General features: G+C 70.2%; 14 protein-coding genes. 7 read left to right on the top strand and 7 right to left on the bottom strand.

The window, feature by feature from the left end; all coding sequences use genetic code 11:
- The first annotated feature begins 46 nt into the window (after window positions 1–46).
- The 7 genes from MTS1_RS15175 (at window position 47) to MTS1_RS15145 (ending at window position 8,168) form a co-directional block, all read left to right on the top strand.
- Window positions 47–1,561, top strand: a complete 1,515-nt coding sequence (locus MTS1_RS15175) for an ABC transporter ATP-binding protein (protein ID WP_023955532.1) — start codon at window positions 47–49, stop codon at window positions 1,559–1,561.
- A complete protein-coding gene (locus MTS1_RS15170) occupies window positions 1,558–2,892 on the top strand; it encodes an ABC transporter permease (protein ID WP_023955530.1) in 1,335 nt (444 codons plus the stop codon). The genes MTS1_RS15175 and MTS1_RS15170 overlap by 4 nt, the downstream gene beginning before the upstream one ends.
- Window positions 2,892–4,169: an ABC transporter permease gene (locus tag MTS1_RS15165; RefSeq protein WP_023955528.1), complete on the top strand. Its 1,278-nt coding sequence runs from the start codon at window positions 2,892–2,894 to the stop codon at window positions 4,167–4,169. The genes MTS1_RS15170 and MTS1_RS15165 overlap by 1 nt, the downstream gene beginning before the upstream one ends.
- 7 nt (window positions 4,170–4,176) lie before the next feature.
- Complete coding sequence (locus MTS1_RS15160) at window positions 4,177–4,578, top strand: cytidine deaminase (RefSeq protein ID WP_023955526.1); 402 nt, start codon at window positions 4,177–4,179, stop codon at window positions 4,576–4,578.
- The gene (locus MTS1_RS15155; RefSeq protein WP_023955524.1) at window positions 4,575–5,885 is read left to right on the top strand and encodes a thymidine phosphorylase; all 1,311 of its coding nucleotides are present in this window, start codon (window positions 4,575–4,577) and stop codon (window positions 5,883–5,885) included. The genes MTS1_RS15160 and MTS1_RS15155 overlap by 4 nt, the downstream gene beginning before the upstream one ends.
- Window positions 5,886–5,977: 92 nt before the next feature.
- A complete protein-coding gene (locus MTS1_RS15150) occupies window positions 5,978–7,093 on the top strand; it encodes an adenosine deaminase (RefSeq protein ID WP_023955523.1) in 1,116 nt (371 codons plus the stop codon).
- 166 nt (window positions 7,094–7,259) lie between these two features.
- Complete coding sequence (locus tag MTS1_RS15145; protein WP_023955522.1) at window positions 7,260–8,168, top strand: hypothetical protein; 909 nt, start codon at window positions 7,260–7,262, stop codon at window positions 8,166–8,168.
- Between the two features lie 90 nt (window positions 8,169–8,258).
- Here MTS1_RS15145 and MTS1_RS15140 read toward each other — a convergent pair whose 3' ends face one another.
- From MTS1_RS15140 to MTS1_RS15110, 7 genes are all read right to left on the bottom strand, one after another.
- Window positions 8,259–9,062, bottom strand: coding sequence for an alpha/beta hydrolase (locus MTS1_RS15140; protein ID WP_052007918.1), 804 nt, complete (start codon window positions 9,060–9,062; stop codon window positions 8,259–8,261).
- Window positions 9,059–10,225 carry a mannitol-1-phosphate 5-dehydrogenase gene (locus tag MTS1_RS15135; RefSeq protein ID WP_023955520.1) on the bottom strand — a complete coding sequence of 389 codons (1,167 nt, stop codon included), beginning with the start codon at window positions 10,223–10,225 and terminating at the stop codon, window positions 9,059–9,061. Before MTS1_RS15135 ends, MTS1_RS15140 begins: the two co-directional genes overlap by 4 nt.
- On the bottom strand, window positions 10,222–10,659 hold the full coding sequence (locus MTS1_RS15130) for a PTS sugar transporter subunit IIA (RefSeq protein ID WP_023955519.1): 438 nt from the start codon (window positions 10,657–10,659) through the stop codon (window positions 10,222–10,224). Before MTS1_RS15130 ends, MTS1_RS15135 begins: the two co-directional genes overlap by 4 nt.
- 86 nt (window positions 10,660–10,745) lie before the next feature.
- Window positions 10,746–12,395, bottom strand: a complete 1,650-nt coding sequence (locus tag MTS1_RS15125; RefSeq protein ID WP_023955518.1) for a PTS mannitol transporter subunit IICB — start codon at window positions 12,393–12,395, stop codon at window positions 10,746–10,748.
- 47 nt (window positions 12,396–12,442) lie between these two features.
- On the bottom strand, window positions 12,443–14,098 hold the full coding sequence (ptsP, locus tag MTS1_RS15120) for a phosphoenolpyruvate--protein phosphotransferase (RefSeq protein WP_023955517.1): 1,656 nt from the start codon (window positions 14,096–14,098) through the stop codon (window positions 12,443–12,445).
- 50 nt (window positions 14,099–14,148) lie between these two features.
- Window positions 14,149–14,421, bottom strand: coding sequence for an HPr family phosphocarrier protein (locus MTS1_RS15115; RefSeq protein WP_023955516.1), 273 nt, complete (start codon window positions 14,419–14,421; stop codon window positions 14,149–14,151).
- Window positions 14,418–14,771: a PTS sugar transporter subunit IIB gene (locus MTS1_RS15110; RefSeq protein ID WP_023955515.1), complete on the bottom strand. Its 354-nt coding sequence runs from the start codon at window positions 14,769–14,771 to the stop codon at window positions 14,418–14,420. The genes MTS1_RS15115 and MTS1_RS15110 overlap by 4 nt, the downstream gene beginning before the upstream one ends.
- Window positions 14,772–14,818: the final 47 nt, after the last annotated feature.

Genomic DNA, 14,818 nt, shown 5'->3' with positions numbered 1-14,818 from the left:
GCCCCGACCGCTGTCCACCCACCATCCGTCGCATAGATTGGCCGACATGAAGCTCGAACTCCGGGGCATCACCAAGCGCTTCGGCACCCTGGTCGCCAACGATCACATCGACCTCGTCGTCCGGCCGGGCGAAATCCACGCTCTCCTCGGGGAGAACGGCGCCGGCAAGTCGACCCTCATGAACGTCCTCTACGGCCTCTATCAGGCCGACGAGGGCCACATCCTCCTCGACGACGTCGTCCAGGACTTCCGCGGGCCCGGCGACGCCATGAGCGCCGGCATCGGCATGGTGCACCAGCACTTCATGCTCGTGCCGGTCTTCACCGTCGCCGAGAACGTCATGCTCGGTCACGAGAACACCAAGGGCCTCGGCGTCCTCGACCTCGCCGCCGCTCGTGCGCACGTGCGCGCCGTCGCCGACCGCTTCGGCTTCCAGATCGACCCCGACGCCGTCGTCGGCGATCTGCCCGTCGGCGTGCAGCAGCGCGTCGAGATCATCAAGGCCCTCTCGCGCGAGGCGAAGGTCCTCGTGTTCGACGAGCCCACCGCCGTGCTCACTCCGCAGGAGACCGACGAGCTCATGGCGATCATGCGCCAGCTGCGCGACGAGGGCACCTCGATCGTCTTCATCACCCACAAGCTGCGCGAGGTCCGCGAGGTCGCGGACCGCATCACCGTCATCCGCCTGGGCAAGGTCGTCGGCGAGGCCTCGCCGACCGCGAGCAACGCCGAGCTGGCTGCGCTCATGGTCGGCCGCCCCGTCGAGATGGTCGTCGCCAAGGGCGCCCCGAACGTGGGGGAGGGGGGACTCGTCCTCGACGGCATCCGCGTCGTCACGCCGTCGGGCATCGTCGTGGTGGACGACGTCGACCTGCAGGTGCGCTCGGGCGAAGTCGTCGCCGTCGCCGGCGTGCAGGGCAACGGCCAGACCGAGATCGTCGAAGCGATCCTCGGGCTGCTGCCGATCGACCACGGCTCGATCCGCCTCGACGGCGACGAGCTGGGCGGCCGCAGCGTCCGCGCGATCCTTGACCGCGGTGTCGGATTCGTGCCCGAGGACCGCAAGGAGGACGGGCTCGTCGGAGCCTTCTCCGTTCAGGAGAACCTCATCCTCGACCGCTCCGACGACCGCGCCTTCAGCCGCGCGGGCACGATCGACCGCCGGGCGCTCGAAGCGTTCGCCCGCGAGCGCATCACCGAGTACGACATCCGTACGCAGGGCCCCGACACCCCGGTCGGCACCCTGTCGGGCGGTAACCAGCAGAAGGTCGTCATCGCGCGCGAGATGGCCCGTCCGCTGCGTCTGCTCGTCGCGGCGCAGCCCACGCGCGGCGTCGACGTCGGCAGTATCGAATTCATCCACAAGCGCATCATCGAGGCCCGTGACTCCGGTGTCGCCGTCCTCGTCGTCTCGACCGAGCTCGACGAGGTGGTCGCCCTGGCCGACCGCATCGCGGTGATGTACCGCGGTCGCATCGTCGGCGTCGTCCCGGCGACGACGCCGCGCGACGTGCTCGGCCTGATGATGGCCGGCGAGGTCCCCGAGGAGTCAGCAGCATGACCACCCCCACCCCCGGTCCCGGTCCCGACGTGCCCGTCGAGCCCGCGGACTCGCAGCTGCCGCCCGTCGGCGGCCCCCTGACGGGGAAGCCCGAGGTGGCTCCGCCGCCGACGACGAACCGCGTCATCACCGAGGTGATGCGCAGCAGTGCCGTCATCACCCTGCTCGCCATCGTGCTCGCGCTCATCGTCGGCGGAATCATGATGGCCGTCACCGACGAGCGCGTGGCAGCGGCATCCGGGTACTTCTTCGCGCGTCCGGGAGACACCTTCGTCGCGATCTGGCAGTCGGTGTCGGGCGGTTACGACGCGCTGTTCCGCGGCGCCGTCTTCAACTCGCGCGTCGACGACTTCGCGACGCAGATTCGTCCGCTGACGAACACCCTCGGCTTCGCGGCCCCCTTGATCGCCGCCGGGCTCGGCGTCGCGCTGGCCTTCCGCGCCGGTCTGTTCAACATCGGCGGCCGCGGCCAGATCCTCATCGGTGCCGCCTTCGCGGCGCTCGTGACGTTCAACCTCGATCTGCCGATGTTCATCCACCTGCCGTTGACGCTGATCGCCGGCATCGTGGGCGGCGCGCTGTGGGGCGGGCTCGTCGGCCTGCTGAAGGCGCGGACCGGTGCGCACGAGGTGATCCTCACGATCATGCTCAACTACATCGCCTACTACCTCGTCAGCTGGATGGTGCGCACCCCCGCGCTCCTGCAGCAGCCCGGGACGACGCAGTCGATCTCGCTGCGCACCCCGGACTCCGCGCAGTTCCCCGAGCTGCTCGGTCCGCAGTACCCGCTGCTGGACTGGGGATTCGTCGTCGTCATCATCGCGACGATCGTCGTGTGGTGGGTGATCGAGCGCTCGAGCCTCGGCCTGCGTCTGCGTGCCGTGGGCGAGAACCCGCACGCCGCTCGCGCCGCCGGCATCTCCGTCGAGCGCATGTACATCTACGCGATGCTCTTCGCCGGCGGACTCGCGGGCCTCGCCGCCATGAACCAGGTGCAGGGCCAGGTCACCACCGGCTTCACCGGCTCGATCGACGCGGGTATCGGGTTCGACGCGATCACGGTCGCCCTGCTCGGGCGTTCGCGTCCGTGGGGCGTCTTCGCCGCCGGCATCCTGCTCGGCGCGCTCAAGGCGGGCAGCTTCACGATGCAGGGTTCCGAGGGCATCCCCGTCGAGATCGTGCTCGTGGTGCAGGCGCTCATCGTCCTGTTCATCGCGGCGCCGCCGCTCGTGCGGACGATCTTCTTCCTTCCCAAGACCGAAGCTGAGAAGCGCGCGTCGGGCCGCACGAAGAACTCGTCGCGCCGCGCAGCTGTGAAGGCGGGTGCCTGATGGCAACGACCGATCTGACCTCCGCCGCCGCGGCTCCCGCCGCGGTGAAGGTCCGCCACCTCAAGCCGGCGATCGCCCTGGGCGTGGCGACGCTGCTGCTGGCGCTGCTGTTCGCCCTGGTCCCGCGAGGCGGCACGAGCACGTTCCGCCTCGCCGACGGCGGCTCGACCATCCCCATCCCCGACGTCGCGCTGCCGACCGGGCCGACCAGCTGGACGCTGCTCGTCCTGATGGCCGTCATCACGGCGGTCGCGGCGTGGGACGCCCTCTCGTACCGCCGTCCGCGCACCTGGCTGGTGGCGGTGGCCGGATTCGTGGGTGTGTTCGCCTTCCTCGTATGGGCGGCAGCGGAGGGCCTCGTTCCCGTCATCGGTCTGCTGTTCGGCGCGGTGTCGCTGTCGGTGCCGCTCATCTTCGGCGCCCTCGGCGGTGTCATCGGTGAACGCGTCGGCGTCGTGAACGTCGCCATCGAGGGCCAGTTCCTGCTCGGCGCGTTCGGCGCCGTCGTCGTCGGCAGCATCACCGGCAACCCGTTCATCGGACTGATCGCCGCCATGGTCGGCGGTGTCCTGGTGAGCCTGGTGCTCGCGGTCTTCTCGATCCGCTACCTCGTCGACCAGGTCATCGTCGGTGTCGTGCTCAACGTGCTCGTCACGGGCCTCACCGGCTTCCTCTTCGGTGCGCTCCTCGCGCCGAACGAGGCGACCCTCAACCGGGCGACGACGTTCCAGCGCCTGCCGATCCCGCTGCTCAGCGACATCCCCGTGATCGGACCCGTGCTGTTTAACCAGACGTTCATCGTCTACCTGATGTACGTCACGGTCGGCCTCGTCGCGTGGGGTCTGTACCGCACCCGCTGGGGCCTGCGTCTGCGCGCCGTCGGCGAGCACCCGCAAGCGGCGGACACCGTCGGCATCAAGGTGAACCCGACCCGCTTCTGGAACGTCAGCCTCGCCGGAGCGATCGCCGGAGCCGGTGGCGCGTACTTCACGCTGGTTTCGGTGCCGACCTTCACCAAGGAGATGACCGCGGGCCTCGGCTTCATCGCCCTCGCCGCCGTCATCTTCGGACGCTGGGACCCGATCCGCGCCACTCTCGCGGCGCTGCTCTTCGGCTTCGCGACGAACCTGCAGAACCTGCTGACGGTGCTGCGTACGCCGATCCCCAGCGAGTTCATGCTCATGCTGCCGTACCTCGTGACGATCCTCGCGGTCGCCGGGTTCGCGGGGCACATCCGTGGGCCGGCCGCCGCCGGCAAGCCGTATATCAAGGGGTGACGCTGCTGTGACAGACATCGATTGGGACGAGCTGCGCGCCGTCGCGACCGAAGCCATGACGCGCGCGTATGCGCCGTACTCGCGCTACCGGGTGGGCGCGGCAGCGCTCGTCAGCGACGGTCGCATCGTCTCGGGATGCAACGTCGAGAACGCGTCGTACGGCGTCGGGCTGTGCGCCGAGTGCGCCCTCGTCGGCGACCTGCACATGTCGGGCGGCGGACAGCTCGTCGCCTTCGTGTGCGTCAACAACGACGGTCAGACGATCATGCCGTGCGGCCGGTGCCGCCAGCTGCTGAACGAGTTCGCCCTGCCCGGAATGCTGCTCGAGACCGTCTCGGGCATCCGCACGATCGACGAGGTGCTGCCCGACGCGTTCGGGCCCCGCGACCTCGAGGAGGCCGCCCGATGAGCGCCGAGTCCACCGCATCCGCTGTCGAGGCGTTCGACGCCGTCGACGTCATCCGCACCAAGCGTGACGGCGGCGCCGTCCCCGAGGACGCGCTCCGCTGGATGATCGACGCCTACACGCGCGAGTACGTGGCCGACTCGCAGATGGCGGCGTTCGCCATGGCGGTGCTGCTCAACGGCATGGAGCGCGACGAGATCCGCGTCATGACCGACGCGATGATCGCCTCGGGTGAGCGGATGAGCTTCGCCGGTCTCGGCAAGCGCACGGTCGACAAGCACTCCACCGGCGGTGTCGGCGACAAGATCACACTGCCCCTCGCTCCGCTCGTCGCCGCGTTCGGCGTCGCCGTGCCGCAGCTGTCGGGCCGCGGCCTCGGTCACACCGGGGGCACGCTCGACAAGCTCGAGTCGATCCCCGGCTGGCGCGCCGCGCTGTCGAACGACGAGATGTTCGCGCAGCTGCGCGACGTCGGCGCCGTCATCTGCGCCGCCGGCTCGGGCCTCGCGCCCGCGGACAAGCGGCTGTACGCGCTCCGCGACGTCACCGGCACGGTCGAGGCGATCCCGCTCATCGCCTCGAGCATCATGTCGAAGAAGATCGCCGAGGGCACCGAGTCGCTCGTGCTCGATGTGAAGTTCGGCTCCGGCGCCTTCATGAAGGACGTCGACAAGGCGCGCGAGCTCGCCCGCACGATGGTCGCGCTCGGCGCCGACTCGGGCGTTGCGACGACCGCGCTCCTCACCGACATGAACGCGCCGCTGGGCCTCGCGATCGGAAACGCGAACGAGGTGCGCGAATCGGTCGAGGTGCTCGCCGGTGGAGGACCCGCCGACGTCGTCGAGCTGACCGTCGCCCTCGCGCGTGAGATGCTCGCGCTGGCCGGACAGCCCGATGCCGACGTCGAAGCTGCCCTCGCCGACGGCCGAGCGATGGATGTCTGGCGCCGCATGATCCAGGCGCAGGGCGGCGACCCGGATGCCGCGCTCCCGACGCCCCGCGAGACGCACACGATCACCGCGCCGACCGCCGGTGTCGTCTCACGCCTCGAGGCGCTGCCGTTCGGCATCGCGGCCTGGCGCCTCGGTGCCGGTCGTGCCCGTGCGCAGGACCCGGTGATCCACGCGGCGGGCATCGACCTGCACGTCAAGCCGGGCGACGCGGTGGCCGCCGGTCAGCCGCTGTTCACCCTGCTGGCCGATGATGGTGCCCGGTTCGACCGTGCTCTCGACGCGCTGCACGGCGCGTGGGAGATCGACGACGACGCTCCGCCCGCGGGGCCGCTCGTCCTCGAGCGCATCACGGCCTGAGCCGGGCAGCATCCGTTCGTCGGGTGCCGACCACCGTCCCGTTCCATCCACCCGCCCGACCCACCCGCCCGTTCCGTCCGGAGGAGCCCGCCATGCCGATCGAACAGCACGCCGACGCCACACTGCAGGGCGTCTCGGTCCGGTCGCTGCCCAAGGTCTCGCTGCACGACCACCTCGACGGGGGCGTGCGCCCCGCGACGATCGTCGAGCTGGCGGACGAGCTCGGGACCGACCTGCCCGAGACCGACGCCGACGACCTCGCCGACTGGTTCGAGGAGCAGAGCGACTCCGGGTCGCTCGTCGACTACATCAAGACGTTCGAGGTCACCCTCGCGGTCATGCAGACCCGCGACGGCCTGCGCCGCATCGCGCGCGAGTTCGTGACCGACCTCGCCGCCGACGGCGTGGTCTACGGCGAGGTGCGCTGGGCGCCCGAACAGCACCTGCGCGGCGGACTGTCGCTGCAGGACGCCGTCGACGCCGTGCAGGAGGGCATCGAGGAGGGCGAGGATGCCGCCGAGGCGAAGGGTCACGACATCCGCGTCGGTCAGATCCTCTCGGCGATGCGTCAGGCCGATCGCTCGCTCGAGATCGCGCGTCTGGCCGTCGACAACCGCGGTCGCGGCGTCGCGGGGTTCGACATCGCGGGGCCCGAGGACGGCTTCCTTCCCGCCCAGCACCGCGACGCGTTCGACTACCTCGCGTCGGAGTTCTTCCCGGTGACGGTGCACGCGGGCGAGGCCGCGGGGCTCGACTCGATCCGGTCGGCGCTCATCGACGGCCGGGCGCAGCGCCTCGGCCACGGTGTCCGCATCGCGTCGGACCTCAACGTCGTCTCGCGTGAGGGCGAAGAGGTGCTCGTGCAGTTCGGCGACCTCGCCCGGTGGGTGCGCGACCGCGAGATCCCGCTCGAGCTGTCGCCCTCGTCGAACCTGCAGACCGGTGCCATCGCCGGATGGGGCACGCAGTGGGAGGACCACCCCTTCGATCTGCTGTACCAGCTGGGCTTCTCGGTCACCGTGAACGTCGACAACCGCACGCAGAGTCGCACCTCGCTCACGCGCGAGCTCGCGACCCTGGCGCAGACGTTCGACTACGACCTCGACGACCTGCAGGCCTTCCAGCTCAACGCCGCAGCCGGGGCCTTCCTCTCGGTCGAGGAGCGCGAGGAGCTCATCGAGGTCATCGCCGAGGGCTTCGGCTCCTGACCCCGCCCTGATTTCCGCGAGGTCCCAGTTGGGCCGGGTTTCAGAGTCTGATTCCCGGCCGAACTGGGACCTCGCGGTTCCTGCCCAGGGGCGGTGAGCGCCGGGATGCTCACAGACGCGGCGGCGGGGGAGCCGCTGAAGCGACGATGAGGTCCAGGCTGTCGGGATGCGTCGACCCCAGCCCCTTCCTGAGCCGCTGCGCGGCGTGCCGTTCTCGGTCGGTGCCGCACGCGTGATGGGTGTGACGGCGGGACGACTCGACGCGAGTGATCTCGAGATCCCGTTTCGCGGCGTCCGGATACCGCGTGGCGCCAGCCCTCCGGATATCGCCGAGCGGTGCGCCCAGTATGCGCCGAGGCTGCGGCCATGGCAGTTCTTCAGCCACGACACCGCACTCGCCCGATTCGGGGCGCCGCTCCCGCTCAGGAGCGATCCGCTCGTCCTGCACGTGTCGGCCCATCGGCCGAACCGAGAGCCGCGAGCCGAGGGGGTGGTCGGGCACCGCCTGGGCGAACGCTCACCGGCGGTGTGGGCTGTCGGCGGCATCCCGTTCGAGCATCCCGCTCGTGCGTGGCGTCATGTCGGGGCGGCTTGGCAGCACGACGACCTCGTCGCGGCCGGTGACTACATCGTCGGCCGCGGCGGGCTCGTGACGCTCGACCAGCTGGTGGACGAAGTCGAGCTGCACGCGACGCGCGGGCGCAGCCGGCTCATCCGTGCGCTGTCCGACATCCGGCCCGGTTCGGAATCGTCGGAGGAGACGCGTCTGCGTCTGGTCCTTCAGCGGGCGGGGCTCCCCGAGCCGGAGCTGAATCCGGAGTTGCGACAGGCATCGGGCGTCTTCATCGCACGGCTCGACCTCGCCTATCGGCGATGGCGGGTGGCCGTCGAGTACGACGGGCGCCAGCATGCCTTCGACGACGCCCAATTCGCGCGAGACGCCGACCGCTGGCACGCGATCCGCGCGAGCGGCTGGGAGCACGTGCGGATCCTGCGCCACCACCTGCGTGGTGACGGCCGACGGGCGGTCGATATGGTCCGGTCTGCTCTTCTCCGCGCTGGCTGGCGTCCCTGACCCCCGAGGCGTCACCGAGGTCCCACTTGAGCCGGGTATAGCCGCCGAGTTCCCGGCCGAACTGGGACCTCGGCGCCCCGGCACGCCGGGTCAGCGGGGGAGAGACCCCACGAGGTCCGACAGCGCCGCGGTGACCTCGGCGCGCATGTCGGGAGCGGAGATGGCGGGGGTGCCGTCGCCGGCCTGGGGGCCGTAGTCGCCGAAGGATGCGTGGCTGGCGCCGGTGATCTCGACGAAGGCGGCATCCTCGGGGAGGAGGTGGCGGTTGTCATCGACCTTCTGCGGGGTCGTCAGACCGTCCTCCGAGCCCGACAGGCTGAGCACGGGCAGCCCCGACGCCGACAGGTCGGTGGCGCAATACGACGCGAACAGCACGAGTCCGTCGGCATCCTCCGCCAGCTGGCAGGCACGCACACCCCCGAGCGAGTGCCCACCGACCAGCCACGTGTCCACGCTCGGAACGAGGTCGGTGAACGACGACAGCGGGCGGGGATCGAAGAACGCGAGGTTGAGCCACGGCCGCGTGATCACCACGGTCACCTCGTCCTCCGCTACGACGTCGGCGAGGATCGCGGCGTATGCCTCGGCCTGCACCTTCGCGCCCGGGATGAACACGAGCCCGACGTCGCTCGGCCCGGCGGCGGGCTCGAGCACGACGCTGCCCTCGACCTCGGACATGACGATGCGCTCATCGGCGTGGACGGCGTCGAGCGGGCCCGCCTCGGCGTCCATGACTCCTACCTGGCTCCAGACCAGGATGCCGATGACACCCGCCGCGACGACCCCGATGAGGGACAGGGCGACGATGACGACGATCCGTCGTGCCCGAGACCGCCGGCGCGGGCGCCCGGGCTCGTCACCGGCCGCCCGCACCGCCGCAGCGTCTCGGCTCATCGAGCGTCGGAGCCGATCGCCGCCTGACGTTCGGCGACCACGCGCTCGACCCGTGCGTACAACGGGTGCGAAGGCTCGAGCCCGGTCACGGATGCGGTGAAGGATGCCGCGTCCTCGGCGCGCAGGCGCTGCTGCAGCTCGACCGACTGCGGGTCCTCCGGGTCGTCGAACGCGAGCGCCGCCCCGATCGCCGCGACCAGCGCGTCGACCGGCAGGCCGGCCTCGGCGGCCTCCGCGGCGGGACCCACGAAGCGCTCATGCCGCGAGAGCTTGCGGAGGGGTTGCCGCCCCACGCGTCCGACCGTGTCGGGCAGCTCGGGGTTGGCGAAGCGCCGCAGGATCGTGGCGCGGTAGTCCGCGAGCTCGCCGGCGTCGAGACCGTGCTTGTGGACGAGGAGGGCCGAGGTCTCTTCGAGCGCGGCCGAGACGCTCGCGGCGATCTCCGGCACGGCGAGGGCTTCGGCCACGGTCGGGGTACCGGCCTGCGCGCCGAAATAGGCGGTCGTGGCGTGACCGGTGTTGACCGTGAAGAGCTTGCGCTCGATGTACGGCTCGAGGTTCTCGACGAAGTGCGCGCCGGGGATGTTCGGCAGCTCGCCGCCGAACGGACCGGACTCGATCGCCCACTCGTAGAACGGCTCGACCGTGACGTCCACGCCGGCGCCGGCCGGCTGAGCGGGCACGATGCGGTCGACGGCGGTGTTGGCGAAGATCGCTCGGCCCGAGACGGCTTCCCAGGCATCGCCGGCCTGTGCGCGGATCTCGTCGCGCAGCAGGTCGGTGGCACCGATCGCGTTCTCGCACGCCATGACGGCCAGCGGAGGTGCGGCGGGATCGCGCAGGGCGAGGCCGGCGAGGATATGGGGCGCGATGAACTTCAGCACGGTGGGGCCGACGGCGGTCGTGACGACGTCTGCTGCCGCGACGGCATCTGCCACGGCCTGCGGGTCCTCCGCGCTGTTGAGGGCACGGAAGCCGGTGACGGTGCGGTCGACGCCGCCCTCGCCGACCTCGTGCACCGTGTACTCGGAGGCGGCGTTGATGGCATCGACGAGGGGCGCGGCGACGTCGGAGAAGACGAGCTCGTAGCCGCCTTCGCTCAGGAGCAGACCGACGAAGCCACGGCCGATGTTGCCGGCCCCGAAGTGGACCGCGGTGCTCACTGGTTCACCGATGCGAGCAGCGCGTAGAGCTCGTCGGGGGTCTGCGCCGCCTTGAGGCGAGCGACGTCGTCCTCCTCGGAGAAGAGCAGAGCGATCTGAGACAGGATGTCGAGGTGCTCGTCGCCCTTGCCGGCGATGCCGACGACGAAGGAGACCGGCTCGCCGCCCCAGTCGACGCCGCCGTCGTAGCGGACGAACGACAGTGCCGAGTCGAGGATCGCATCCTTGGTCTCGTTGGTGCCGTGGGGGATCGCGAGCTCGTTGCCCATGTACGTCGACACGGTCTGCTCGCGCTGCTGCATGGCGTCGAAGTACGCGGAGGTCACGGCGCCGGCGGACTCGAGCAGGTCGGCGGCCTCCTTCATCGCCTCCTCGCGGGTGGCGCTTCCGGAGTGGATGCGGATCTGACCGATGTTCAGGACCTCACGTGCCATGTCTGTCTCCTTCGAATGGTGTTGCTGGGGGATGACCCGGGGCCGGGGCGGATGGACCGCCCCGGCCCCGGGTCTGGGTTTCGAGCCTACGCGTCGGCGTCGTGCTGCTTGCGGACCATCTCGACGACCTCGTCGTACTTCGGCGAGTTCATGAAGTTGTCCACCGACACGTGCACCGCGTCGGGTGTGCGCTGGCGCGCGCGGTCGGTGAGCTGGTTCTGCGTGACGACGAGATCCGCCGATCCGTCAAGGTTGGCGATCGCTTTGTTGACGACCGTGACGCCCTCGACGCCCGCCTTCTTGAACTTGTTGCGCAGGACGCTCGCACCCATCGCCGACGAGCCCATTCCCGCGTCGCACGCGAACACGATCGATCCGATCGGCTTGGTCGCCGTAGCGGTGGCGGAGCCCGCCGCGGCGTCCTCGGCGGCGGTGGCCACCTCGGCATCACGACCACCGGCGCGGCGCAGTGAATCCATCGCAGCGGAGGACTTGCCCTTGTTGGCCTCGGTCTGAGCGATCGCGGCCTCGAAGTCCGAGCCCTCGGCTGCGAGGTCGCGCTTGCGGGTGGCCCGCAGGATGACCGCCGAGACGATGAACGTCACGGTCGCGGCCAGGACGACGGACAGCAGAACCACGATCAGGTTGCCCACACCGCCGGGGAGGGCGGCGGCGACGACCGCGATGATGCTCCCCGGGGCCGCCGGGAACGCGAGGCCACCGCCGAGCAGCATGTTGGTGGTGACACCGGTGGCGCCACCGGCGATGAGGGCGAGGATGAGCATCGGCTTGCTCAGTGCGTACGGGAAGTAGATCTCGTGGATGCCACCGACGAACTGGATCACCGCGGCACCCGGGGCCGAGGCCTTGGCGGCGCCGACACCGAAGAAGGTGAAGGCCAGCAGCAGGCCGATGCCGGGACCGGGGTTCGCCTCGATCAGGAAGAGGATCGAGCGACCGAACTCCTCGCTCTGCTGCACGCCCAGCGGCGTGAACACACCATGGTTGATGGCGTTGTTGAGGAAGAGCACCTTCGCCGGCTCGACGATGATCGAGACGAAGGGCAGCAGGTTCAGGCTGACGAGCCAGTCGACCGCCGCGCCGAGACCCTGGCTGATGACCCGGAAGAACGGGCCGAAGGCGAAGAACCCGACCACTGCGAGGATCATCGACAGGATTCCCGCGGAGAAGTTGTTGACGAGCATCTCGAAGCCCGGCTTGATCTTGCCGTCCCAGATGCGGTCCATGTACTTCACGGCCAGGGCGGCGAGGGGACCCATGATCATGGCGCCGAGGAACATCGGGATGTTCGTGCCCGCGATGACGCCGACCGTGGCGATCGTCGCCACAACGCCGCCGCGCTCGCCGTAGACCATGCGGCCCGCAGTGTTCGCGATGAGCAGGGGCAGCAGGTAGGTGATCATCGGGCTGACGAGGCCGACGTACGCCATCACGTTGGTGCCGTCGCTCTCCGCCAGCGTCGTCATGGCGCCCTGCCAGCCGATCGCCTCGAGGTTGCCGGAGCCGCCGATGATGTCGGCGACCGGGTACCAGTGGATGCCGAAGGGGCTGTCGGCACCGAGGAACCCGGCGGGGATGAACAGCATGGTGATGAAGCCCCACGCGATGAAGGCCGCGATATTGGGCATGATCATGCCCGACAGGAAGGTCCCGAATCGCTGGACGGCGACGCGGGCCCCTCCCGTCTTCCTATCGACTGTTGACGTCGTTGTCATTTCTGGTTCTCCTTCTGGTGCGGTGTGTGGTGCGAGTGCGGTGCTGATCAGATGCCGGCGGCGGTCTGCGCGGCGGCACGTGCCGAGGCCGCGTCCGTCGCGGTCAGGGCGGCTTCGGCGATGCGGCGTGCGTCGTCGAGGGTGTGGTGGAGCAGGGTGGCGCGGACGTCGGCGAGCGCGGTGGGCGCCATCGACAGGCTCGTGGCGCCGAGGCCCACGAGCACGACGGCCAGCAGCGGGTCGGCCGCGGCCTCGCCGCAGATGCCCACGGGCTTGCCGTTGGCCTGGCCCGCCTTGCCGGTCTCGTGAATGAGGCGCAGCACGGCCGGGTGCCAGGGGTCCTGGAACGACGACACCGAACCGAGCAGGCGGTCGGCGGCGAGCGTGTACTGGGTGAGGTCGTTGGTGCCGATCGAGGCGAAGTCGGCGACCTTGAGGACGTGGTCGGCCAGCAGCGCCGACGACGGCACCTCGACCATGACGCCTGCGGTCTTGATGCCGTACTCGCGGGCGATCCCGACGAAGTACTCCGTCTCCTCGACGGTCGAAACCATGGGGGCCATGACCCACAGGTCGGCCTCGGTCGCGGCATCCGCTTCGGCGAGGGCGGTGAGCTGTTCGCGCAGGATGTCCTCGCTGGCGCGCAGGGCGCGGAGACCGCGGAGACCGAGCGCGGGGTTCTCCTCGTGCGCGTCGTTGAGGAACGCGAGCGGCTTGTCGGCACCGGCATCCAGGGCGCGGACGACGACCTTCTGGCCCGGGAACGCCTGCAGCAGCTTCGTGTAGGCCTCGCGCTGCTGGGCGACGGTCGGTGCCTGCGCCGAGCTGAGGAAGAGGAACTCGGTGCGGAAGAGACCGACACCCTCGGCGCCGAGCTCGACGGCCTGCGCCGCGCCCTCCGGCTTGCCGAGATTGGCCAGCAGGGGGATCGCGGTGCCGTCGGCGAGGGCTCCGGGCGTGATCGGGGCGGATGCTGCCGACTTGCGCTCGTCGGCGCGGTTCTGAGCCTGTGCGAGCTCGTCCTCGCTCGGGTCGGTGGTGACGACGCCCTTGGCGGCGTCGACGATGACGGTCTCACCGTCGGAGAGGCCGGCCGCCTCGGTGACGCCGACGACCGCGACGATGGACTTCTCTCGCGCGAGGATCGCGGTGTGCGAGGTCGGTCCGCCCTCGGAGGTGACGAGCGCGAGGACCATGTCGAGATCGAGCAGCGCGGTGTCGGCAGGGGCGAGGTCCTTGGCCACGAGCACGAAGGGGTGTCCCGGCTCGGGGACGCCCGGGGCCGGGACGCCGCGCAGGTGCGCGATGACGCGCTGCGCGACGTCGTCGAGGTCTGCGGCGCGCTCGCCGAGATAGCCGCCCATCGCGGACAGCTGGTCGCGGAACGAGGCGAAGGCGTCGTAGACGGCGAACTCGCCGGTCTTGCCCGCCTGCAGTCGCGTCGCGACCTCGGCCTCGAGGCTCGGGTCCTCGGCCATCATGGCCTGGGCCTCGAGCACGTCGCGGGCGGCGCCGCCCGCCTGCGCACCGCGCTGTTCGAGTTCACGTGCGACCGCGGCGACGGCATCCTTCACGCGCGCCGTCTCCTCATCGAGGGGCAGCTGCGACTTCTCGTCCTTCGGCGCGGGAAGCGGCTCCGCCATCCGTGCGATCGGTCCCTGCGCGACTCCCAGGCCGATGCCCACTCCGCGAAGCTCACTCATTGCTCGATCTCCTTCGTATCGTCCGTGTTCGTATCGATGGTCGTTCGTGGTCACTCGTCGTGATCGGTGGCGAGCAGGTCGGCGAGCTCGTCCAGGACGCTCTCGGCGCTGTCGCCGTCGGCCGTGAGGGTGACGTAATCGCCGTACTCGACGCCGAGCGCGATGACTCCGAGGATGCTCGCGGCGTTCACGGGAGAGCCCGAGCCCTTCGCGATCGTGACGTTGGCACCCGACTGCTTGACCGCCTGGGCGAACAGCTTCGCGGGACGGGCGTGGAGCCCGTTGGACGATCCGATGCGGACGGTACGCGATGCCTCGCTCATGAGGAGGTCCTCTCCGTTGAAGGGATGTCGGTGCTGGAACGTGTCGTGGTTGTGGCCGGAGCGGTGATCAGCGCGAGCGTCCGGCTCCCATCGAGATCTCGGAAGATGTCGGCGGGCATCAGGATGACGCGCGTTCCGCGGGCAGCCGCGGCCTCGGTGATCCGGTCCAGCTTCGGGATGAGCTGGGGGCCGACGAGGACGATGTCCGCCGCGTCGAGATCGATCGGCAGTGACTGCTCGGTTCCGGCGGTGGCGGTGATGTCCAGGCCGCGCGCTTGCGCCGCGTGGCGCACTCGCTGTGCGACGAAAGTACTCGACGCACCCGCGCCGCATACGACCAGGATCCTCATCGACCCGCCTCCTCCTCTCCCCATTGTTGTGAGCGGTCTCAGAGGCG

Source organism: Microbacterium sp. TS-1 (genome assembly GCF_000509385.1).
Taxonomy (GTDB): Bacteria; Actinomycetota; Actinomycetes; order Actinomycetales; family Microbacteriaceae; genus Microbacterium; species Microbacterium arborescens.
Note: the sequence above shows the minus strand (reverse complement) of the source record. Positions and strands in the feature narration are given on the sequence as shown.

Excerpts from the sequence above, each read along its gene's own strand:
- MTS1_RS15175 (WP_023955532.1), top strand. The coding sequence starts at position 47 with ATGAAGCTCGAACTCCGGGGCATCACCAAGCGCTTCGGCACCCTGGTC.
- MTS1_RS15170 (WP_023955530.1), top strand. The coding sequence starts at position 1,558 with ATGACCACCCCCACCCCCGGTCCCGGTCCCGACGTGCCCGTCGAGCCC.
- MTS1_RS15165 (WP_023955528.1), top strand. The coding sequence starts at position 2,892 with ATGGCAACGACCGATCTGACCTCCGCCGCCGCGGCTCCCGCCGCGGTG.
- MTS1_RS15155 (WP_023955524.1), top strand. The coding sequence starts at position 4,575 with ATGAGCGCCGAGTCCACCGCATCCGCTGTCGAGGCGTTCGACGCCGTC.
- MTS1_RS15150 (WP_023955523.1), top strand. The coding sequence starts at position 5,978 with ATGCCGATCGAACAGCACGCCGACGCCACACTGCAGGGCGTCTCGGTC.
- MTS1_RS15145 (WP_023955522.1), top strand. The coding sequence starts at position 7,260 with ATGCGTCGACCCCAGCCCCTTCCTGAGCCGCTGCGCGGCGTGCCGTTC.
- MTS1_RS15140 (WP_052007918.1), bottom strand. The coding sequence starts at position 9,062 with ATGAGCCGAGACGCTGCGGCGGTGCGGGCGGCCGGTGACGAGCCCGGG.
- MTS1_RS15130 (WP_023955519.1), bottom strand. The coding sequence starts at position 10,659 with ATGGCACGTGAGGTCCTGAACATCGGTCAGATCCGCATCCACTCCGGA.
- MTS1_RS15125 (WP_023955518.1), bottom strand. The coding sequence starts at position 12,395 with ATGACAACGACGTCAACAGTCGATAGGAAGACGGGAGGGGCCCGCGTC.
- ptsP (WP_023955517.1), bottom strand. The coding sequence starts at position 14,098 with ATGAGTGAGCTTCGCGGAGTGGGCATCGGCCTGGGAGTCGCGCAGGGA.
- MTS1_RS15115 (WP_023955516.1), bottom strand. The coding sequence starts at position 14,421 with ATGAGCGAGGCATCGCGTACCGTCCGCATCGGATCGTCCAACGGGCTC.
- MTS1_RS15110 (WP_023955515.1), bottom strand. The coding sequence starts at position 14,771 with ATGAGGATCCTGGTCGTATGCGGCGCGGGTGCGTCGAGTACTTTCGTC.